We start from the raw sequence: 23,168 nt of genomic DNA, 5'->3' as shown, positions 1-23,168 counted from the left end.
GGGCCAGTGGAAGTGGCACAAGGTTTGAGGCTGTAATCATCGGTTGTGATTTAGAGTTTTGGAAGTACTGAATAGTTGTTCCACTAAGACAAAGCAACCAGATAAAATGGTCGATCAAACATGTATAAAGACATTATTGACTGAAAAAAATAGAGAATCGCATAGCCAATTTTAAAAAATGATGAAAAACTATATCTGGCAAAATGTGAAAGCCGATTGGGGGAGAGCCATTTGCTTAAGGACTTTTTTTCTAAACCGAAAAAAAGGAAATATGCGGCAGTGCCATCAGAAACTGCAAAAACTGATGTTCCTGAAGGCATTATGACAAAATGCCCGGAATGCAAAAAAATAATGTATACGAAAGACTTAAGAAAAAATTTAAAAGTATGTTTACATTGTGATCATCATTTACGAATGACAAGCTATGAACGTGTTGAAAGTTTGTTAGATGAAGGAAGCTTTCAAGAATTTAAGGAACATATAACAACAGGAAATCCATTAGAATTTCCTGGGTATGTAGAAAAAGTTGAGAAGGATATGAAGAAGACAGATCTTGATGAAGCTGTGTTAACCGGGACGGGAACAATGAACGACCAGCAGGTTGTGATCGCGGTTATGGATTCTCATTTCCGAATGGGGAGCATGGGCTCTGTAGTGGGAGAGAAAATTACGAGAGCCATTGAAAAAGCAGGAGAAATGCAAGTACCTTTTTTAATTTTTACAGCTTCAGGTGGAGCAAGAATGCAAGAAGGGATCTTATCACTCATGCAAATGGCAAAAACCAGCTCTGCGTTAAAAATGTTTAGTGAACATGGTGGGTTAATTGTATCAGTTATGACTCATCCAACAACTGGCGGAGTCTCGGCTAGCTTTGCTTCATTAGGTGACTTTAATTTCGCAGAGCCAGGTGCGTTGATTGGCTTCGCAGGCCGTCGAGTTATTGAACAAACAATCCGTGAAGATTTACCTGATGATTTCCAAACTGCGGAATTCCTATTAGACCATGGTCAGTTGGATGGCGTCATTCATCGACGTGATTTAAAAGAAAAATTAATAAAGATATTAGACATTCATCAGCAAGAAGGTGAACAAGTATGGTAAAGGAGACTGGATTTGATAAACCAGTTTTGGAACTTCGAAAAAAAATCGCGGAGCTGCGAGAGTTTACGAAAGACTCAGATGTAGATTTAACGGAAGAAATTGATAAATTAGAAAAACGTTTGGAAAAGCTAGAAAATGAGGTCTATGAAAATTTGTCCCCATGGGACCGTGTTCAAATTGCCCGGAACTCGAATCGCCCGACAACCTTGGACTATATTGAATATCTTTTCACTGATTTTATAGAATTACATGGTGATCGAGCTTTCGGAGATGACAAAGCCATTGTTGGTGGAATTGCAAAATACAACGGACTTCCTGTGACGGTTATAGGCCACCAACGTGGGCGGGATACGAAGGAAAACATATACAGGAATTTCGGGATGCCCCATCCAGAAGGATTTCGTAAGGCTTTACGGCTAATGAAACAAGCAGAGAAATTTGGTCGCCCGATTATTTGTTTTGTAGACACAAAAGGGGCTTATCCAGGAAAGGCTGCTGAAGAAAGAGGCCAAAGTGAGGCGATTGCTCGTAATTTATTTGAAATGGCAGGGATCACGGTGCCAATTATTTGTCTTGTAACAGGTGAAGGCGGTAGTGGCGGGGCTTTGGGCCTAGGTGTAGGAAATCGAATCTTTATGCTAGAAAACTCCGTATATTCCGTTATTTCTCCAGAAGGAGCAGCAAGTATTTTATGGAAAGATGCTTCTTTATCGCAAAAGGCAGCAGAAGCGATGAAAATAACAGCATCCGACTTACTTAATTTTAATATTATTGATGAAGTTATTCCGGAAGTAAAAGGTGGAGCACACAAAGACGTAGAACGCCAAGCGCAATTTATTGATCCTATTTTATATCAAGCATTGAAGGAATTAACCGCACTTAGCTCAGAAGAACGAGTCAAAGCGCGTTATAATAAATTTAGACAAATGGGCAAGTTCATAGAAGAAATAAAATTTGAAAAAAGTCCAATATAATTTAAAGTACAGACTGTTCCAGTAAAATGCTGAATTTTTATCCCGGTGCAACCCGTCCGTAAGTCCCTTACTTCAAGGTAATGAGACTTCAAAGAAGTCTAAGTGGAGGATAACGGACGCTAACACCTCGATAAGTCTCTCGTTTTATATATGGTATGTGGGGAAAATACAGATACTATATATAGATGTGGAGAAAAGACTCAGTATACAATGGGGCAGTTTTTCCTATTTATAATGCTGAAAGATTTGAGAATCCGACAATAAAGTGGTATTTTTAATGTTGAAGGTAAAATAATACGAGATCGAGTTTGAAGAACTCTACGTGTTGGAATTTAGTTGTTACACAAAAGTGAGCCTTAATAAAAGCACTGAATGATGGGAGAATGGATGTCTTACATAACCATATGATTGTAATGAATAGGAGTGACGAACATGAAAAAAATTGGTGTATTAACAAGTGGCGGAGACGCCCCTGGCATGAATGCGGCGATTAGGGCAGTTGTAAGAAAGGCTATTTTTCATGGTTTAGAGCCTTACGCGATTGAACAAGGTTACAGCGGTTTGATAAACGGAAATATTAAAAAACTAGCATTGGGTTCTGTTGGAGATATCATTCAGCGTGGCGGTACCATTCTCCGATCTGCACGCTGTGACGAATTTAAAACGAAAGAAGGGCAATTAAAAGGTGTCGAACAATTAAAGAAGTTTGAACTTGATGGCCTCATTGTTATCGGCGGCGATGGTTCATACAGAGGTGCAAAGGCCTTAACAGAGCATGGATTTCCATGCGTAGGTGTCCCAGCAACGATTGATAATGATATTCCTGGTACGAGCCTTACAATTGGCTTTGATACGGCTTTAAACACAGTTTTAAGCGCCATCGACAATATTCGAGATACAGCTTCATCCCATGAGCGAACATTTATTATTGAAGTAATGGGGCGTGGAGCGGGTGATATCGCTCTATATTCTGGATTAGCTGGTGGGGCAGAAACCATTATTATTCCTGAGGAAGATTTTGATATGGATGATATTTGTGATCGACTTCATAAAGGGCAAGAACGTGGGAAAAAGCACTCCATCATTATTGTGGCAGAAGGCGTCATGAGTGGAACAGAATTTGGAGAAAAATTAAAAGCGAGCATCGATATTGAAACGCGTGTTTCAGTATTGGGCCATATTCAACGGGGTGGAACACCAACAGGCTATGACCGCGTATTGGCGAGTCGACTTGGAGCAAGAGCTGTTGAATTATTGATAGAAGGGAGAGGTGGAAGAGCGGTAGGGATCGAGCAGGATAAAATTATCGATAACGATATTTTAAGTATTCTGGATGAGCCGCATGCCTTCCATGAAGATCTTTATAAGCTATCCAAAGAATTATCGATTTAAGTAGGCAATATTTTAGGAGGAAAGAAAGATGAAGAAGACAAAAATAGTTTGTACAATTGGACCGGCAAGTGAAAATAAGGATACTTTATATGATTTAATTCAAGCTGGTATGAATGTAGCACGTTTAAATTTTTCCCATGGTGATCATGAGGAACATTTGAATCGAATTGTGAATATTCGTGAGTCTGCTAAAAAGGCTGGCAAAAATGTAGGTATTTTATTAGATACGAAGGGTCCTGAAATTCGCACTCATAATATGAAAGATGGAGCGATTGAATTAATTCAAGGTTCAACAGTCGCTGTTTCAATGAAAGAAGTCCTAGGAACAGAGGAGGTATTTTCATTATCTTATCCTGGATTAATAAACGATGTTCATATTGGGTCTACTATTTTGTTGGATGATGGCTTAATTGGCTTAGAAGTAATAGAGATTCACAAAGAAAATGATGAAATAATTACAAAAGTGATGAATAGCGGAACACTTAAAAATAAAAAAGGTGTAAACGTGCCTGGTGTCTCTGTGAATTTGCCTGGGATTACCGAGAAAGACGCAAGAGATATTTTGTTCGGTATTGAACAAGGAATTGACTTTATCGCAGCCTCTTTCGTAAGAAGAGCTTCTGATATTATTGAAATTCGTCAATTGTTAGAAGAAAATGGTGGAGACTATATCCATATTGTCCCTAAGATTGAGAATCAAGAGGGTGTAGATAATATTGATGAAATTCTTGCAGTATCTGACGGTCTAATGGTTGCACGTGGGGATTTAGGTGTAGAAATTCCGACTGAAGCTGTTCCACTCGTGCAAAAATCGTTAATCCGTAAATGTAATGAAGCTGGAAAGCCAGTTATTACTGCGACTCAAATGCTTGATTCTATGCAACGTAACCCAAGACCAACGAGAGCGGAAGCCAGTGATGTAGCCAATGCGATTTTAGATGGATCAGATGCAGTTATGTTATCAGGAGAAACGGCAGCTGGTTCTTACCCAGTAGAAGCTGTGCAAACAATGAGCAATATTGCAGAATCAACAGAAAAAGCAATGAATCACAAAGAAATTCTTAATTATTTGAGCAAAAATAGTGAAGTGAATATGACGGATGCCATTTGCCAATCGGTGGCACATACAGCTATTAATTTGGATGTGAGTGCCATTGTGACACCGACAGAAAGTGGCCATACTGCGCGGATGATTTCGAAGTATCGCCCTAAGGTTCCAATCATTGCGATTACACATGAGGAAACGATTGTTCGCAGATTGATGCTTCAGTGGGGAGTATATCCGCAAATGGGACAAAAAGTAACGACTACGGATGAAATGTTAGAAGGTGCCGTTACAGAAACCTTAAATTCCGGTTTGGTTAAACACGGTGACTTAATCCTTATTACAGGTGGAGTTCCAGTAGGTGAAACGGGTGCAACCAACTTAATGAAGCTACATGTTTTAGGAGATGTACTTGCTAAAGGCCAAGGGATCGGTAGAAAAACAGCTTTTGGTAAAGCATTTGTGGCAAGAAATGCGGACGAGGCAACAGAGAAAGTGACGCAAGGAAGTGTAATGGTTTCGATTGGTACAGATCGAGATATGGTTCCGGCTCTAGAACAATGTTCTGCATTGATCACAGAGGAAGGCGGCTTAACAAGTCATGCTGCCGTTGTCGGGCTTAACTTGGGAATTCCAGTGATTGTAGGAGTAGAAAATGCAACGAAGCTATTAAAAGATGGTCAAGAAATTACGGTGGATGCAACAAGAGGCGTTATCTATAATGGACATGCTAGTGTCCTTTAAAAGTTTGTTCAGAAAAGCCCAACAAAAATGACACATCGAATTTCTGGTTGGTTTGCTTTTCCGGTATCATGTATTAGGAAAAGATCTTCTACTAAAACTGCCCACTGCCTGTGCTGTGGACAACGTAGAAGTCAGCACAACACGTGCCTGGGCTGCCTTGAACTTTCGACGTACATACAAAAAGATGTACTAGTATCGATGTTGCTGACAAGACGTCAGCGTAGCCTCGACTTGGTCCTTTTTATCAGACTTTTTGAAGACACACTTTAATAAACAAAGAAAAAGTCGGTTTTTTTTCCGGCTTTTTTCTTTGCTTGATGTACTATAAAATCCTGGTTTGCGGATTTTTTTGCAGAGGGCAGAATTTTCCTTATAAAATAAGCTCCATCCTAGTTGATAAAGACTTGGATATGTTACGATAATAGATATAGAAAACGTTGGGATGTGGACAAGATGAGACAATGGGTACTTCTGTTTATCTTCTTGTCAGCACTAGAAATTGGTGTATTTATGCTGGCAGGCAAATGGATGGGGATAATGCCCACGGTGCTGTTAATCATCGTTACAGGCATGGTGGGTGTATATTTAACAAAGAAACAAGGCGTCAATGTTCTTTATCAACTACAGAGTCAAATTCAAAATCGTCAGCCTCCAGGAATCGCCATGTTAGATGGTGTTTGCGTGTTAATCGGAGGAATTCTTCTTATTTGTCCTGGTTTTATTACAGATCTTTTGGGACTGCTGCTTTTAATTCCTTTTACACGTAAGTTTATTCGGCCTTCAATGATTAAAATGATCAAAAACTGGGTGAATCGCAAACAGCTATATATTTATCGTTGAAAAAGAGCCTTAATAAAATAAGGCTCTTTTTCAAATGATAAGAAGATATAAAGTTGGCCAGTATTTGGAGCTTGTTCCTGCCTCTAACCTTTATTCTCTTGTGTCAGCAGCTCCATATTTAATATAAGTCCAAATGTCTTTAAACACATTAGCTTTATATAGAGTTGTAAGGAATACTAACATAACCGGACCGAGTATGAGCCCAATGAATCCAATTAATTTAAAACCAACGAATAAGGCGATTAAGGTAGCGAGGGGGTTCATCCCGATACTTGACGAGAGTATTTTTGGCTCCATTAATTGCCTCTGTACAACGACAACGGTATATAGGATCCCCAGCCCTAAGGCCAATCCATAATTTCCCATAATAATTTCATAGATAATCCAAGGAACAAAGACGGTCCCAGTACCGAGATAAGGCAAAATATCAAAAATCCCTGCTATTAAAGCGATTGTAATGGCGTATTTAACACGTAAAATCAGCAATCCTACCAATACAATAACCAAAGTAATTGAAATAAGGGTACATTGTGCTTTTACAAATCCGAACAACGCTTTCCTTAAATCTGCCAAAACTCTATTACTACTGTATTTGATCTTTTTAGGAATGACTTTTTTTGACAAATTTAATAGCTTTTCTTGATCTTTACTAATGAAGAATGTAGCGAGAACAGAAAAAACAAGGACTGTAGCAGCATTCGGAATCCACGAGACCAAAGCTGGTAATTTTAAAAAGAAGTTTTGTAAAAAATTTGTGGCAGTTTCTGTGATTTTGCTCCCAGTTTGACTAATACTGTCCATAATGGTTCCTTGTTGTCCGCTATCTAGATTATCGAAAGTATTGGCCAATCTTTCGTAAAAAGGAATAATTTGACTAGCAAACAAATTTTGAATATATTCAATTAATGTTCGTGTATGTTCTGGTACTACGGTAGATAAATAATTAGCACCATCCACAATTTCAGCGATTAGTAGTGTAATTAACCCCGCAAAGATAGAAATTAATAGAAGCAAGGAAGTGATTACCGCGAGGGCTCGAGGGAATCTCCCTTTTTTTTCAAGAAAATAGACCGCTGGACTAATGATCAAGGCGATGATAATGGCAATAATAAAAGGGTATGTTAGCTTAGCGATAAAATAAAGTGCAACAAATGATGTAACGGCAATGAAAATGACAATAAAAAAACGAATGAGTTTGAAAACATTTTCACGTTTCATTGGACACCTCATATTTTAATTTTCAAGTAAAGGATTCTTTCAGCTATCATAACATGATTCAATAAGTTGAAACATTAAATATAAACAATAAAGGAAGGTATATATGTTCAGTCATCCATTAATATTTATGATTATGTTGTTAGTAATAGGCTTTATAGCTAAGAATAATTCACTTATTCTTGCCGCAGCTGTACTCATTATTTTAAGGTTAATTGGGACAGATGAAAAGATTTTTGCTGTCTTACAAACGAAAGGCATTAACTGGGGAGTCACCATTATTACGATTGCCGTTCTTGCTCCGATAGCCAGTGGCCAAATCGGCTTCAAGGAGCTGGGAGAGGCTGTAAAATCTCCGTATGCTTGGATTGCCTTTGGCGCTGGTATGGCCGTCGCTATAATTGCCAAATATGGTATTCAGCTTTTATCAACAGATCCTCATATTACGACAGCACTCGTAATTGGTACAATTTTTGCTGTGGCTGTTTTTAAGGGGATAGCCGTGGGACCACTGATTGGAGCCGGTATTGCCTATATGGTAATGAAAATTTTTGACTTCATAAAGTAAATATAAACTGATTCCTCTATAAGCGTTTCCATTTCCAAAATAGGAATTTTTAGTTATAATAACAAATGGACGGAAAATCTATATTCTCTTTAATGGACAAGAACGAATTTTAGTCTATAATTGAATAGGGATTGATATGTTGACAAAGTTTGTGAAGTTCTTGATGAATTTCGGCAGACTATCGCTATTTTTGTGTGCTGAAAATCAGTTTAAAAATAAAGGAGATGTTACTTTTATGACAGCAACACGTGGATTGGAAGGAATTGTAGCAACTACATCTTCCGTAAGTTCAATCATCGATGACACTCTTACATATGTTGGTTATAATATTGATGAATTGACGAAAAATGCCAGTTTTGAAGAGATCATTTATCTTTTATGGCATTTGGAATTGCCAAATAAACAGCAATTAGAAGAGTTGAAACAACAATTAGCTGATAATATGGAAATTCCACAAGAAATCATTGATAGTTTTAAAACATACCCAATTGAAAATGTGCACCCAATGGCAGTACTTCGTACAGCTGTTTCTACTTTAGGAATATTTGATGATGAAGCAGATGTTATGGAGAAAGAGGCGAACTTCCGTAAGGCAATCCGCCTACAAGCAAAAATGCCTACACTTGTGGCAGCTTTTGCACGGATTCGTAATGGTGAAGAGCCGGTTGCACCTAAAAAAGAGTATAGCCTTGCTGAAAACTTCCTTTATATGTTAAATGGCAAAGAGCCAAGTGACGTTGAAGTAGAAGCAATGGATAAGGCTTTAATTCTCCATGCAGATCATGAATTAAATGCCTCGACTTTCACTGCTCGTGTTTGTGTTGCAACATTGTCAGATATGTATTCTGGCGTGACAGCCGCTATCGGTGCTCTTAAAGGTCCTCTACATGGTGGTGCGAACGAACAGGTTATGAAAATGCTTACAGAAGTAGGGGCTGTGGATAAGGCCGAAGAATATATTTTAAACAAATTGGCAAACAAAGAAAAAATCATGGGATTCGGTCATCGTGTATATCAAAAAGGCGACCCACGTGCGAAGCATTTACGGGAAATGTCTCGAAAGCTAACTGAAATTACTGGTGAGCCAAAGTGGTATGAAATTTCTGAGAAAGTTCGTGAAGTACTAACATCGAAGAAACCTTTACCACCTAATGTGGATTTTTATTCTGCGTCTGTTTACCATAGTCTTAAAATTGACCATGATTTATTTACACCGATTTTTGCCGTATCTCGTGTGTCGGGATGGATTGCCCATATTCTTGAACAATATGAAAATAACAGATTGATTCGTCCGCGTGCAGAATACACAGGACCAGGAATGCGTACATTCAAACCGCTTGAAGATCGTTAAGGATCTAGAGAATTCTTTTAATATCTGGTAGAATAAACATTCGAAAACATAATGGAGGGAACTTAAATGGCAGAAAAAATTACAGTTGAAAACGGTGTTCTACATACACCAGATCATCCAGTTATACCTTTTATTGAAGGGGATGGAACAGGTCCAGATATTTGGGCGGCAGCGAAAAGAGTCTTAGATGCAGCTGTAGAAAAAGCCTATGCTGGTAACAAAAAGATTGAATGGAAAGAAGTGTATGCAGGAGAAAAAGCATTCAATAAATTTGGTGAATGGCTACCTAATGAAACACTTGAAACCATTCGTGAATATTTAATTGCAATTAAAGGTCCTTTAACAACACCAATTGGTGGAGGCTTCCGTTCTTTGAACGTAGCGCTTCGTCAAGAGCTTGATTTGTTTGTTTGCCTTCGTCCTGTACGTTATTTCGAAGGTGTACCTTCACCTGTTAAGCGTCCAGAAGATTGTGATATGGTCATTTTCCGTGAAAATACTGAAGATATTTATGCAGGAATTGAGTATAAAGAGGGAACAGATGAAGTGAAGAAGCTAATCGATTTCCTTCAAAATGAAATGGGCGTAAACAAAATTCGCTTTCCAGAAACTTCAGGAATTGGTATTAAACCAGTTTCTGTTGAAGGAACTGAGCGTTTAGTACGTTCCGCGATTAATTATGCAATCAATGAAGGACGTAAATCAGTTACGCTTGTTCATAAAGGAAACATTATGAAATTTACGGAAGGTGCTTTTAAGAATTGGGGCTATGAGCTTGCTGAAAGAGAATTCGGTGATCAAGTATTTACTTGGAATCAGTATGACCAAATTAAGGAAGAACAAGGTACTGATGCGGCGAATAAAGCACAAGCTGATGCAGAAGCAGCCGGGAAAATTATCATTAAAGATTCCATTGCGGATATTTTCCTACAACAAATTCTAACTCGTCCGAAAGAATTTGATGTTGTCGCAACCATGAACCTTAATGGAGATTATGTTTCTGATGCGCTTGCTGCGCAAGTAGGTGGAATTGGTATTGCACCTGGTGCAAACATTAACTATGAAACTGGACATGCCATTTTTGAAGCAACACATGGTACAGCTCCTAAATATGCAGGCTTGGATAAAGTAAATCCATCATCTGTATTGCTTTCTGGTGTATTAATGCTAGAACATCTAGGCTGGAATGAAGCGGCTGATCTGATTACTAAATCAGTAGAAAAAACAATTGCATCGAAAGTTGTTACTTATGACTTTGCTCGTCTTATGGATGGGGCAACAGAAGTAAAGACTTCGGAATTTGCAACAGCTCTTATTGAACAAATGTAAGAGAATATGCAGTCTTGGCGAGCGACCCGCACCCTGCGTGGCGCTCGCTTTCAAGTATTCTTTTCTAGCTGTGGTTATATATTAATTATGAAAGAAGGGGATTTTGATATGACACTGAGACGTACAAAGATATCTGTAATCGGTAGTGGTTTTACAGGAGCCACAACAGCTTTTTTATTAGCACAGAAAGAGCTGGGGGATGTGGTACTAGTTGATATCCCACAAATGGAAAAGCCGACAAAGGGGAAGGCGTTAGATATGCTAGAAGCTAGCCCTGTTCAAGGATTTGATGCCAATATTATTGGAACATCAAATTATGAAGATACAAAGGATTCTGACGTTGTGGTGATTACGGCAGGAGTTGCGCGTAAACCAGGTATGAGCCGAGATGATCTTGTACAAACAAATCAAAAGGTCATGAAGAGTGTCACAAGTGAAATCGTCAAATACTCTCCTAATTGTCATATTATTGTTTTAACCAACCCTGTAGATGCCATGACATATACTGTTTTCCAAGCATCTGGATTTCCAAAAAACCGTGTGATTGGACAGTCAGGTGTATTGGATACAGCACGATTCCGCACATTTATTGCCCAAGAATTAAATGTATCTGTGAAGGATGTTACAGGATTTGTTCTTGGAGGACATGGGGACGATATGGTACCGCTTGTTCGCTATTCTTATGCTGGCGGGATCCCTCTTGAAACGCTACTCCCTAAAGATCGACTCGATGCTATTGTAGAACGGACGAGAAAGGGCGGCGGAGAAATTGTCAATCTACTAGGAAATGGAAGTGCTTACTATGCACCTGCCGCCTCCTTGGTTGAAATGGTTGAAGCAATTGTAAAGGATCAACGTCGTGTCCTCCCAGCAATTGCTTATTTGGAGGGAGAATATGATTTTAACGGGATTTATCTAGGCGTTCCAACGATCCTTGGGAAAGATGGAATTGAAAAAGTGATTGAACTAGATTTAAAGGAAGATGAGAAAAAAGCGTTGGAAACCTCCGCTTCTTCTGTTCGTGAAGTAATGAAGGTGTTACAATAAAGTAAGACTTTATGCAACGAAGACCTTCTGGCAATTCATTTGAATAAAAGCGAAGGCGCTTGCATTTAGATGAATGGCTACAAAGTCAAAAGCTAGAGGCTCGTTTGCTAATTTACTCGATAAGCATTCTAGTGTAAGTTATTTTACCAAGATCATAAGAGCTGTCCTATCTATCATGTATTTGCATGAAAAGGACAGCTTTCTTTGAAGGGCAATCTACATAATTAGCTAATTCCCAGCGGCGCTCATTCTATGCCGGTCTATGTTAGGACCATATTCTCAATTCATTGGAGGTGCATAAATTGTTCTTAGGTAAAAATCGAAAACTTGGACGGAACCTAGAGGAAATATCGGTTGGTGAAAAGCTTGTATTAACAGAAAAGATGGAAGATAAGGATTTGTTGTTATATCTTGGCTTAACAAATGATGCCAATCCGCTTTTTATTCAACATGACTACGCTTCTCAAACAGAATTTAAAAAGCCGATTGTACCAACAATTATGCTAACAGGAATGATCACCTCTGCGATCTCTAAATATTTGCCTGGACCAGGAGCTCATATTTTAAGTCAGAATCTTGAATTTCTAAAACCTGTTTATCACTACGAAACGATTGAATTTTTATTTGAAATCGTTGATGTGGATAAGGATAGGCATATGCTTACTGTACAGGTAAAGGTCATGAATGAAGAGGAGCAAGTTGTACTCGAAGGAACTTTGCGTGTTCAACCTCCTAGTGCGCTTCAAACGGAAAAATGAATCATTTGCGTAACTTAGGACCTAGAGCTTTCTCTGGGTTTTTTTGACGTCTAGGAAAGGATAAAATTGTCGCTTATGGATAACTAGCATGATGTTGGGTTCGACGCTCAGCTCCAGCGCCCAGCGACTAGTAAACTTTCAGCTTTTGCTTGCGTAAGTCAACATCGGCTCATGCTTCGCCCGCCGTGTTTCCTAACATCCTGTTGGCCTCCGACGAGCAAAGGTTCTGAGCCAAGAAAGTCCGGTTTTGACTTTTATTGGCTCAGGTTATAAGCAGAACATCGGCTAAGGCCGCCACTTCCGCATGTCTACGCCGATGTCGTATACGTAGAGAGTTCTACACACCAAAAATCCAGGAAAAACGGAGGAAAGCGGTGCGTAGGTCGGCGCGAACTTAGTCTTTCTTCCTAGTCCAAGGCGCCCCGCGCTTTTCTTATTCTGAAAAGAAAGACCATTTTTATGAAACTAAATGCTCTCTTATTCGTATAAAGAATGAAAGCTAAAGAGAAGGGAAAGGGTATGATGAGTTTAAAGAGGGGTTTTACTTTAATAGGGATGATTTTGGCTGTTATCATATTAGCACTTGTTATTTTAACATCCTGGTACACAGTGGATGAATCTGACCAAGCTGTAATCGTTACTTTTGGAAAGGCAGATCAAACCAATACGGAGCCAGGATTACATTTTAAACTTCCGTGGCCGATACAAAATGTAGAAAAGTTGGCTCGGGAAACGAAAAAATTGGATTTTGGCTATAAAGATGCTGATGGAGACAAGAATGAAACGAAGATGATTACAGGGGATGAAAATATTGTCCTGGCTGATCTTGTTGTGCAGTGGAAAATTACAGAGCCAGAGAAATATTTATTTAACGCAGCAAATCCAGAGGAAATTCTCTATGACGCTACGTCTGCTGCTTTACGAAGTATTATTGGAAGTTCAAAAATTGATGATGCACTTACGACTGGAAAAGCGGAAATTGAAGGGGATGTCCGCGATTTACTTACAAACTTGCTAGATAAATACGATATTGGTATTTCCATTTTAGCAGTAAATTTAAAAGATGTTGAATTACCGAATGAAGAGGTTCGGAGCGCCTTTACCGCTGTTACAGATGCAAGGGAAACAATGAATACGAAAATAAATGAAGCGAAAAAATATGAAAATAAGCGAACAAATGAGGCAAACGGTGAAAAAGCGGCAATTAACTCCAAAGCAGAAGGAGAGAAGGCTGCTAGGATTGAAGCAGCTAAAGGGAGTGTAGCTGTGTTTGACTCCCTCTATGAACAGTATAAATCCAATCCAGATATCACGCGTGAGAGGCTAACAATTGAAACGCTTGAACAAGTTTTACCAGAAGCAGAAATATATATTATGAATGATGATGGAAATACGCTAAAGTATTTGCCACTTCGTTCTATGGAAAAAGAAGAGGAGAAGCCAGTTAAAACGGATGAGAATCAGCAAGAAGAAAACCAATCAGACGAATCAAATGACAAAGATAAAGGAGGAGAATCTTCACAATGAGTAAAAATGTTGTCGATATGGATGAGCGTCGCTCTGTTGAGCAAGAATGGCGTAAGTATACAAAAATAGGAATGTTTTTCATTGGATTGATTATTCTCCTTGTTTTGTTATTTACAAGTGTTTTTATCGTGCGTGAAGGTGAGTACAAGGTTATCAGGCAATTTCAAGAAGTTATTCGTGTTGAAACAGAACCAGGATTGGCTTTTAAAATTCCATTCTTACAAACTGTTTCCGCTTTACCTAAATATCAGATGACCTATGATGTTTCACAAGCAGAAATTAATACAAAAGATAAAAAACGGATCATTATTGATAATTATGCCGTATGGAAAATTGATGATCCACAAAAAATGATTTCTAATGCTCGTACCGTTGAAAATGCGGAATCACGAATGGAGGAGTTTATTTATTCAGTAGTACGGACTGAATTGGGGCAATTAGATTATGATGAGATTATTAATGATGAGAAATCCTCTCGTGGAAGTTTAAATGATCGGATTACGGAACGAGTAAATGAACTTTTGTCCCGTGATGAGTATGGGGTCAACGTCGTAGATGTTCGTACAAAAAGAACGGATCTTCCAGCGGAAAATGAAAATTCTGTGTATACACGGATGGTCTCGGAAAGAGAATCAACAGCTCAGGAGTATTTATCTAGAGGAGATGCTCAGAAAAATGAAATTATGGCAGAGACAGACCGGAAAGTAAGAGAATTGCTTTCAAAATCTGAAGCCGAGGCTGAAGTAATACGAGCAGAAGGCGAAGGAGAAGCTGCCAAAATTTTTAATAAATCTTTTTCAAAAGATCCTGAATTTTATAATCTTTATCGTACATTGGAATCTTATAAGAAAACGATTGGGGAAGATACCGTTATTATCCTACCATCTGATTCGCCATACGCCCGTTTGTTAATGGGTTATACGGATAAAGAGTAAATAGACAAAGAAAAGACTAATCCAGCTTGTTGATCAGGACTATGGTCTCCTGCTTGGCGTTCAGAGTGAACCTCGTATGATACATCATATGAGGTTTCTTTTTTGATCGGAGAAATGGAAAGAATCTACTATAGCACTTCTTTTTCTTTTTTATCTCGCTTCATGTAGAATAGAATTAAAATTGGACGAACCTGCTCCAACGGAGGTTACCGAAATGAAGAAAAAATTGATGTTAATTGACGGAAACAGTATTGCTTATCGAGCTTTTTTTGCCTTACCGCTGTTAAACAATGACAAAGGCGTTCATACAAATGCGATCTATGGATTTACAACGATGTTAATGAAAGTATTGGCAGAACAAAAGCCTACCCATATACTAGTCGCTTTTGATGCTGGTAAAACGACATTCCGACACTCTACTTTTACAGAATATAAGGGAGGGAGGCAAAAAACTCCACCAGAATTATCGGAGCAGTTCCCTTTTTTGCGTAATTTGCTTGATGCTTATGGGATTAAACGTTATGAATTAGAAAACTATGAAGCAGATGATATTATTGGCACTTTAGCAACGAAAGCGGAACAAGAGAATTTTGACGTACTTGTCATTTCAGGCGATAAGGATCTCACGCAACTAAGTACTGAGAAGACGACCGTTGCCATCACTAAAAAAGGCATTACGGATATTGAAGCTTACACACCTGAGCATATAAATGAAAAATACGGTCTCCAGCCAGATCAAATTATCGATATGAAAGGATTAATGGGCGATCAATCCGATAATATTCCTGGTGTACCAGGTGTGGGGGAGAAAACAGCCATAAAACTTTTAAAGGAATTCCATACGCTGGAAAATCTTCTTGAACATATTGATCAAGTTAGTGGGAAAAAATTAAAAGAAAAGCTAACAGAACATAGGGATCAAGCTGTTATGAGTAAGGAACTCGCAACGATTATGAAGGAAGCCCCGATTGAGGTTGTGATTGATGAGTTACTTTATGAAGGCTACGAGCCAGAAAAACTGATCACGCTTTTTAAAGAATTAGGTTTTCACTCATTGCTTGATAAGGTAGAAGGCGGGGAAGCGATCGAGGAAGAGGAACTAGAAGATATTCCCTATGAGATCGTTGATTCAATTACAGAAGATCTATTCAAGGATGAAAGTTCGTTATATGTAGAAATTTTGGATGATAATTATCATACTGGAAAGATTATTGGTTTTGGCCTTGCTCATCAAAACGGTCATTATTTTATCCCTACTGAGCTTGCCCTACAATCAGAAGATTTTAAGAAGTGGGCTAGTGATGAGTCTAAGAAAAAAAGAGTGTACGATGGAAAACGTTCGATTGTCTCATTGAAATGGCATGGCATTGATTTAAATGGTATTGATTTTGATTTAATGCTTGTCTCCTATTTATTGAATCCTTCCGAATCATCCGTTGATTTCGCAGGTGTAGCCAGACGTCATCACTATACAGATGTTCAAACAGATGAGGCAGTTTTTGGAAAAGGTGCAAAAAGGAAAATTCCGGAGGAGTCAATATTAGCCGAGCATCTTGCTCGTAAAGCAGCAGCGATTGATGCTTTATACACACACTGCTTAAAAGAGCTAGAGGAAAACCAACAAACTGATCTGTTTTATGATTTGGAATTACCTCTTTCCATTATTTTAGCGGCGATGGAATATACAGGCGTAAAGGTGGATACAGCTCGAATACAAGAAATGCAATTAGAGCTTGCAGAACGGTTAAAAGAAATAGAAGCGCGCATTTATACCCTTGCAGGGAATGAATTTAATATTAATTCACCTAAACAATTAGGGGTGGTGTTATTCGAGAAATTAGGTCTTCCCATTTTAAAGAAAACAAAAACCGGCTACTCCACTTCAGCAGATGTATTAGAAAAGCTGGAACAATCGCATGAAATTATTCCAGAGATCCTTCATTATCGTCAACTTGGAAAATTGCAGTCTACTTATATCGAGGGATTATTAAAGGTGATTCATAAAGACACGCATAGGGTGCATACGAGATTTAACCAAGCCTTAACATCTACGGGTAGATTAAGTTCAACAGATCCGAACCTGCAAAACATCCCGATTCGTTTAGAAGAGGGGAGAAAGATTAGACAAGCTTTCATTCCTTCGGAGAAAGATTGGGTGATTTTTGCTGCTGATTATTCACAAATCGAATTACGAGTTCTGGCAGATATTGCTCAAGATCAAGGCCTTCAAGAAGCCTTCCAACATGATATGGATATTCATACAAAGACAGCCATGGATGTTTTCCATGTAACAGCAGATGAAGTGGATGGGAATATGAGAAGACAGGCGAAAGCAGTAAATTTTGGCATCGTCTATGGAATTAGTGATTATGGCTTGTCACAAAATCTAGGTATAACAAGGAAAGAAGCCGGAAAATTTATTGATCGTTATTTAGAGAGCTTTTCCGGCGTTAAACAATATATGGAGGATATTGTGCAAGAAGCGCGAGAAAACGGCTTTGTTTCTACCCTTCTTCATCGTAGGCGCTATATTCCAGAAATCACTAGTCGTAATTTTAACATCAGAAGCTTCGCTGAAAGAACAGCGATGAACACCCCGATTCAGGGAAGTGCCGCTGACATCATTAAAAAAGCGATGATCGAAATGGCAGCTCGTTTGAAAAAAGAACAATTACAAACAAAATTATTGTTACAAGTCCATGATGAATTAATCTTTGAAGCACCAAAAGATGAAATTAATAAGTTAAAAGAAATTGTACCAGAAGTAATGGAACAGGCACTAGCCCTATCCGTTCCATTAAAAGTGGAATATGCCTATGGACCCACATGGTTTGATGCAAAATAGAAAAGCGCAAGGCGTTTGCTAGGGGCGACAAGCAAATGTTCTGAAACGGAAGAAGGGTGCATTTTCCCTTCGGCCGTTTCAGGTTATTGGATGGAACATCGGCTAAAATCGAACATCCTGTTGCAACGCCGATGGGCTCGCAGGATGCGAGCCTCTCGCCCTAACGCCTGTAGCTAGACAAAAAGAAAATCGTAAGGCGTTCAAAGGGGAAGAAGGGCGTTTTTCCCTACGGCGAATGTCTGTAGTTACTAGTTGAGAAAAAGAGGGAGAGAGTAATATGCCCGAATTGCCAGAGGTTGAATCTGTACGAAGGTCATTAAACGAATTGGTGGCAGGGAAAAAAATAAAAAATGTCACCATTCGTTGGCCTAAAATCATTAAACATCCATTAGAAATCGAACAATTCCAAGATGCTTTAGGGGGACAGCTTATACACAATGTAGAGAGGAAAGGAAAGTTTTTAATCTTTCAATTGGATGATTATTCACTTGTCTCACATTTGCGAATGGAAGGGAATTATAGCTTGCATCAGCATGAGGAGGAACCTGATAAACATACGCACATCCTCTTTTATTTTATGGATGGATCTTGCCTTTTTTATCGAGATGTCCGTAAATTTGGCACCATGCACTTATTCTCAAAAGGAACGGAAAATGATCAATTACCCCTTTCAAAATTGGGGCCAGAACCTTTTGCAGATGAATGCACATTAGAATATTTATTGAGGAAATTAAGCAAAACAGATCGTTCCATTAAAGCTGTTTTACTTGATCAAACCATTGTCTCAGGTTTGGGTAATATTTATGTAGATGAAGTCCTTATTCGTTCGCAAATTCATCCTGAGCGTATCTCGAAAACGTTATCGAAGCAAGAGGCTTTGATGCTTTTAAATGAAATGAATGCTACTTTATTAGAGTCTATTAAGGCTGGTGGAAGCTCTGTTCATTCATATATGAACTCCCATGGGCTTAGTGGTTCGTATCAAGAAAAATTAAAGGTGTATGGAAAAAATGGTAAACCATGTCCTTTTTGTGGAACCGAAATTGAGAAAGTGAAGGTAGCAGGACGAGGAACTCATTTTTGTCCGCAATGTCAGCAGATAGGATAATCTGTGGCAGACAAAAATTTGATTAGCCTAAGAGATAAAATCTAAGTGAGCACTTGATCGATAAAAAATAGGTAACTATTTAAAATCGTTTAACCATCCACGCTTTCTTCTCATATACTGATGTAGTCACTGCTGATATGGGAAGGTGTGAAGTTATGGGCTTTTCATTATCACTTCTGCTACTTGCGATTGCTATTAGTCTTGATAGTTTTAGTACAGGAGTAGCCTATGGATTACGCAAAATGCGTATTCCGTATAAATCACTATTGATCATCGCTCTTTGTACGGCAATATCCCTGCTTATTGCCATGTTTGCGGGAAGTATCATTGTGCAAGTCCTATCACCAACAGTCGCAAACCGGATTGGTGGAATTATTTTAATTATGATTGGTGCCTGGGTGATATTCCAATTTTTTCGAACAGAGAAAGGTCCACATGAACAAGTAGAAAAGCTAGTAGTGAACTGGGAAATCAAATCATTAGGCATCGTCATCCATATCCTGAAGAAACCAACCAGGGCAGATTTTGATTTATCTGGGACGATCACCGGTATTGAGGCTTTGCTTTTGGGAGCTGCCTTATCTTTGGATGCGTTTGGAGCGGGAATTGGAGCTGCCATGCTAGGATATTCTCCTTGGACGCTTGCTGGTTCTGCAGCGCTTATGAGTGCTATTTTTCTTAAAACAGGCCTGCAAATTGGCAATATCTTCTCTAAGACCAACTGGATCCAGCATTTTGCTTTTATGCCAGGTGTTTTATTGATTTTGATCGGTATATTAAAAATCTAGAGTATGATTTGAAAGAGGCGAGTATTTTCATGATGGTCGGTTTAACCGGTGGAATTGCAAGTGGAAAAAGTACAGTTTCACAAATGTTCAAAGAAAAAGATTTTGTAATTATTGATGCAGATATTGCTTCAAGGAAGGTCGTCGAACCAGAACAACCTGCATATCGAGAAATTGTGCAGGTTTTTGGAGAGTCGATTCTTTTGCCAAATCAATGGTTGGATCGGGCGAAACTAGGTTCAATCATCTTTTCTGATGAGGCAAAACGGCAAACATTAAATTCAATTGTCCACCCAGCAGTCCGAGAACAAATGGAGAGTTGGAAAAATGAAGCATTGGCAGCCGGAAAACAGACGATTATTCATGATATTCCGTTACTATTTGAAAACAAATTAACCCATCTCGTGGAAAAAACTGTTGTTGTGTTTGTTGAAGAACAAGTACAATTAGCAAGATTGATGGAGAGAAATAAGTTATCTGAATCTGAAGCAAATGCACGAATTTCCTCGCAAATGTCACTTCGTGAAAAAGCAAAATTAGCTGATGCTGTGATTGATAACAATGGAGAAATAGCTGAAACAAAATCACAAATAGAGGAACTTATTAAGAAATGGGATCTTCATCCATAGGAACTCAGATCCTTTTCGGAATCAATAGCGTGTCAAAAAAAGAAGCATCCAAAAGTTCATTGACCTTTAGATGCTTCTTCTTTTTGTAAGAGAACTCACATTTTGTTATTTAGGCTCGAATTAAGGTATAATGATAAAATAGAATATATTGATTTGAACGGAGCTGGTATCATGAAATGCCCGTCCTGCAAGCATAATGGAACTCGAGTGGTCGATTCAAGGCCGGTTGATGATGTAAGGGCAATTAGAAGAAGAAGAGAATGTGAGAAATGTTCTTTTCGTTTTACAACATTTGAAAGGGTAGAAGAAACACCACTGATTGTTGTAAAGAAAGAGGGAATTCGAGAAGAATTTAGTCGGGAAAAAATTTTAAGAGGCCTGATTCGTGCCTGCGAAAAAAGGCCAGTTTCACTAGATCAACTTGAACAAATTACGCATGAAATTGAGAGAGAAATTCGTGCACTTGGACAAGCAGAGGTGAACTCAGAGCTCATTGGAGAAAGAGTCATGGATAAATTATCGAAAACAGATGAGGTCGCCTACGTACGATTTGCCTCTGTTTATCGACAATTTAAAGATATCAATGTTTTCTTAGATGAACTGAAGGATTTAATAAAAAAAGATTGATGAGAGTGTGTTCGTTTTGAAGTCATATTGGAGTGAAATTCAGCCAATCGATGCTTTTGTTGTGAAAATGAACGGTGTGTTGCATCCCCAAGACCAAAAGATTATTGAATCTTTATATCAACCGCTTATTGGTCCGGTTAGCACATCCCTATACTTTACTTTATGGAATAGAGTGCAAGAAAATCGACTTTGGTCTGAACAGTTCAATCATTATCATCTGATGAATTTCCTTGACCTAAATTTGGATGAAATTTTTCAAGCCCGTTTAAAGCTAGAAGGAATTGGTTTAGTAAAAACATATGTAAAAACAGAAGCTGATACTCGTTCTTATTTATATGATTTACAACCACCCTTATCTGCTGAAGGTTTCTTTACAGATGGAATGTTAAATATATACTTATATCAAAAAATAGGGAAATCACAATTTTTGAAACTAAAACAGTTATTTATTGATGAAAAAGTAGACTTGAGTGGGTATCAAGAATGGACTCGTTCTTTTCAGGATGTTTTTTCATCTTTAGGCTCTGAAGCTCTAACGGATCAGGAGGCCCATTCAGCTAGCCAACCGGGTGAACAACAAGAATTTTTTCACCGTCAAGAACCTACCCTTATTAAAATTGCTGGGGAACAGTTTAACTTTGAGGTGCTGTTTTCCGGTTTATCAGAAATTATGGTTCCTAGACGAGTCTTTACTCAGGAAACAAAAGAGGCTATTTCCAAATTAGCCTTTTTATACGCCATCGATGCCGTTAATATGAAAAATATTGTATTAGCGAGTTTGGATGGAGACCAAACGATTGATATAGAAGAGTTACGCAAAGCGGCACGAGATTGGTATCAATTAGAACATGATCATCAGTTGCCACAAATGGTGGATCGTGTGCAACCTGTATATGCTAGGAATGTGGTGGAGCCAAAAACAAAGGAAGAACAATTGATCTCCTATTTAGAGACGATTTCACCACGGCAATTTTTAATTGATTTAGCGGATGGGGGAGAGCCGTCCTTATCGGATTTACAAGCTGTAGAGGATGTTTTATTTCATCAGAAGCTTCCACCTGGCGTTATCAATGTTTTAATTCATTATGTGATGTTAAAAACGGATATGAAGCTGTCCAAAAGTTATTTAACAAAAATAGCCTCACACTGGTCTCGTAAGAAAATTAAAACGGTCAAGGAAGCCATGGATCTAGCAAAAAATGAACATCGTCAATACCAAGAGTGGGCGAATGATCGTAAAACAACAACGCAAAAGAGAAATAAGCCAATACGAACGGAAAGATTACCTGATTGGTTTGTAGAACCACAAGAAGTTGAAAATGTTGTTTTTGATGAGGAGCAGGAAGAGAAACGGAAACGTTTAGAGGCCATTCAACAGAAATACCGCCAGCATGGAGGTGATCAAAGTGGAACGAATTAATAGAACATTAGGGAAGCTATCTCGGTCTCCTAATTTTCAAGAAAGATATGATCAATTAAAAATGGAGGTCTTATCGGATTCGGATGTGCAAGCTTTTTTGCAGAAGCATCAAGAGGAGATGAATGACCAGATCATTGAACAAGGATTAATGAAACTCCATGAATATGTGTCACAGACAAAAAAATGTGCGAACTGTTCCGGACTGAATCACTGCCGAAATATTATGCCAGGCTATGAACCTGTACTCACATACGAAAATAAAAAAATTGATCTTTTTTATCGTCCATGTCCAACAAAAGTATTAGAGGATGAGCGACGAAAAACAGAGAGACTGATTAAAAGTATTTACGTTCCCAAGGAAATATTACAGGCAAACTTTGCTGATTTTACCCTAGATGACCCTAGCAGAATTGATGCATTTGAATTTGCGGAACAATTTGCTTCTGCCTATCAACCAGGCATAAAAATGCAGGGCTTGTATTTATATGGGAGTTTCGGGGTCGGAAAATCCTTCTTATTAGGTGCAATTGCCAATCAACTTGCACAAAAGGAAATTTCTTCTCTGATTGTCTACGTACCTGAGTTTTTCAGAGAAATGAAGCAATCATTAGGTGACCATTCTATGAATGAAAAATTAGAAGTGGTAAAAAAAGCTCCAATTTTGATGTTGGATGATATTGGGGCTGAGTCGATGACAAGCTGGACAAGGGATGAAATATTAGGATCCATTCTCCAATTTCGCATGCACGAACAATTGCCCACTTTTTTTAGTTCTAATTTTAACTTCCTTGATTTGCAACATCATTTGACCTATTCCCAGCGTGGAGAAGAAGAAAAGATCAAAGCGGCACGAATAATGGAAAGAATTAAATACCTAGCCTCACCGATTAAATTAACGGGTTCCAATCGGAGGCATCATTAAACACCT

At 38.5% G+C, this 23,168-nt stretch carries 20 protein-coding genes; 19 read left to right on the top strand and 1 reads right to left on the bottom strand.

Going from position 1 to position 23,168, the window contains the following annotated elements; genetic code table 11:
- Positions 1-231 precede the first annotated feature (231 nt).
- The 5 genes from accD (at position 232) to IPU53_RS04595 (ending at position 6,096) form a co-directional block, all read left to right on the top strand.
- Positions 232-1,101, top strand: coding sequence for an acetyl-CoA carboxylase, carboxyltransferase subunit beta (gene accD, locus IPU53_RS04615; protein WP_207448322.1), 870 nt, complete (start codon positions 232-234; stop codon positions 1,099-1,101).
- Complete coding sequence (gene accA, locus IPU53_RS04610) at positions 1,095-2,075, top strand: acetyl-CoA carboxylase carboxyl transferase subunit alpha (RefSeq protein WP_207448320.1); 981 nt, start codon at positions 1,095-1,097, stop codon at positions 2,073-2,075. The genes accD and accA overlap by 7 nt, the downstream gene beginning before the upstream one ends.
- 432 nt (positions 2,076-2,507) lie before the next feature.
- Positions 2,508-3,467, top strand: a complete 960-nt coding sequence (gene pfkA / locus IPU53_RS04605) for a 6-phosphofructokinase (RefSeq protein WP_207448311.1) — start codon at positions 2,508-2,510, stop codon at positions 3,465-3,467.
- 28 nt (positions 3,468-3,495) lie between these two features.
- Positions 3,496-5,256 carry a pyruvate kinase gene (gene pyk / locus IPU53_RS04600; protein WP_207448309.1) on the top strand — a complete coding sequence of 587 codons (1,761 nt, stop codon included), beginning with the start codon at positions 3,496-3,498 and terminating at the stop codon, positions 5,254-5,256.
- 453 nt (positions 5,257-5,709) lie between these two features.
- Entirely contained in the window at positions 5,710-6,096 is a 387-nt protein-coding gene (locus IPU53_RS04595) for an FxsA family protein (protein WP_207448307.1), read from the top strand.
- 90 nt (positions 6,097-6,186) lie between these two features.
- On the opposite strand, the gene ytvI is transcribed toward IPU53_RS04595, so the two are convergent.
- Positions 6,187-7,314, bottom strand: a complete 1,128-nt coding sequence (gene ytvI / locus IPU53_RS04590) for a sporulation integral membrane protein YtvI (RefSeq protein ID WP_207448305.1) — start codon at positions 7,312-7,314, stop codon at positions 6,187-6,189.
- Positions 7,315-7,417: 103 nt separating this feature from the next.
- On the opposite strand from ytvI, the gene IPU53_RS04585 reads away from it, so the two are divergent.
- The 14 genes from IPU53_RS04585 (at position 7,418) to dnaI (ending at position 23,162) form a co-directional block, all read left to right on the top strand.
- Entirely contained in the window at positions 7,418-7,879 is a 462-nt protein-coding gene (locus IPU53_RS04585) for a DUF441 domain-containing protein (RefSeq protein ID WP_207448303.1), read from the top strand.
- A 235-nt stretch (positions 7,880-8,114) separates the two neighbouring features.
- Positions 8,115-9,230: a citrate synthase gene (citZ, locus tag IPU53_RS04580; RefSeq protein WP_207448301.1), complete on the top strand. Its 1,116-nt coding sequence runs from the start codon at positions 8,115-8,117 to the stop codon at positions 9,228-9,230.
- A gap of 66 nt (positions 9,231-9,296) precedes the next feature.
- A complete protein-coding gene (gene icd, locus IPU53_RS04575; RefSeq protein ID WP_207448299.1) occupies positions 9,297-10,559 on the top strand; it encodes an NADP-dependent isocitrate dehydrogenase in 1,263 nt (420 codons plus the stop codon).
- Between the two features lie 108 nt (positions 10,560-10,667).
- Positions 10,668-11,606 (top strand): malate dehydrogenase, encoded by a 939-nt coding sequence (gene mdh / locus IPU53_RS04570; RefSeq protein ID WP_207448297.1) that lies wholly within the window; start codon positions 10,668-10,670, stop codon positions 11,604-11,606.
- A gap of 302 nt (positions 11,607-11,908) precedes the next feature.
- The gene (locus IPU53_RS04565) at positions 11,909-12,364 is read left to right on the top strand and encodes a MaoC/PaaZ C-terminal domain-containing protein (RefSeq protein ID WP_207448295.1); all 456 of its coding nucleotides are present in this window, start codon (positions 11,909-11,911) and stop codon (positions 12,362-12,364) included.
- 519 nt (positions 12,365-12,883) lie between these two features.
- Complete coding sequence (gene hflK, locus IPU53_RS04560; protein ID WP_207448293.1) at positions 12,884-13,891, top strand: FtsH protease activity modulator HflK; 1,008 nt, start codon at positions 12,884-12,886, stop codon at positions 13,889-13,891.
- The gene (gene hflC, locus IPU53_RS04555) at positions 13,888-14,826 is read left to right on the top strand and encodes a protease modulator HflC (protein ID WP_207448291.1); all 939 of its coding nucleotides are present in this window, start codon (positions 13,888-13,890) and stop codon (positions 14,824-14,826) included. Before hflK ends, hflC begins: the two co-directional genes overlap by 4 nt.
- Positions 14,827-15,040: 214 nt before the next feature.
- Positions 15,041-17,671 carry a DNA polymerase I gene (polA, locus tag IPU53_RS04550; protein WP_207448289.1) on the top strand — a complete coding sequence of 877 codons (2,631 nt, stop codon included), beginning with the start codon at positions 15,041-15,043 and terminating at the stop codon, positions 17,669-17,671.
- 277 nt (positions 17,672-17,948) lie between these two features.
- Complete coding sequence (mutM, locus tag IPU53_RS04545; RefSeq protein ID WP_207448287.1) at positions 17,949-18,779, top strand: DNA-formamidopyrimidine glycosylase; 831 nt, start codon at positions 17,949-17,951, stop codon at positions 18,777-18,779.
- A gap of 155 nt (positions 18,780-18,934) precedes the next feature.
- Entirely contained in the window at positions 18,935-19,567 is a 633-nt protein-coding gene (ytaF, locus tag IPU53_RS04540; RefSeq protein WP_207448285.1) for a sporulation membrane protein YtaF, read from the top strand.
- A 23-nt stretch (positions 19,568-19,590) separates the two neighbouring features.
- Positions 19,591-20,193 (top strand): dephospho-CoA kinase, encoded by a 603-nt coding sequence (gene coaE, locus IPU53_RS04535; protein ID WP_207448698.1) that lies wholly within the window; start codon positions 19,591-19,593, stop codon positions 20,191-20,193.
- 171 nt (positions 20,194-20,364) lie between these two features.
- Complete coding sequence (nrdR, locus tag IPU53_RS04530; RefSeq protein WP_207448696.1) at positions 20,365-20,820, top strand: transcriptional regulator NrdR; 456 nt, start codon at positions 20,365-20,367, stop codon at positions 20,818-20,820.
- Between the two features lie 16 nt (positions 20,821-20,836).
- Positions 20,837-22,240 (top strand): replication initiation and membrane attachment family protein, encoded by a 1,404-nt coding sequence (locus tag IPU53_RS04525; RefSeq protein ID WP_207448283.1) that lies wholly within the window; start codon positions 20,837-20,839, stop codon positions 22,238-22,240.
- Positions 22,227-23,162 carry a primosomal protein DnaI gene (gene dnaI, locus IPU53_RS04520; protein ID WP_313886444.1) on the top strand — a complete coding sequence of 312 codons (936 nt, stop codon included), beginning with the start codon at positions 22,227-22,229 and terminating at the stop codon, positions 23,160-23,162. The genes IPU53_RS04525 and dnaI overlap by 14 nt, the downstream gene beginning before the upstream one ends.
- Positions 23,163-23,168: the final 6 nt, after the last annotated feature.

This window comes from Bacillus sp. SD088, assembly GCF_017355205.1.
GTDB lineage: Bacteria > Bacillota > Bacilli > Bacillales > Bacillaceae_C > Lederbergia.
This window is presented reverse-complemented; position numbering and strand designations above follow the sequence as displayed.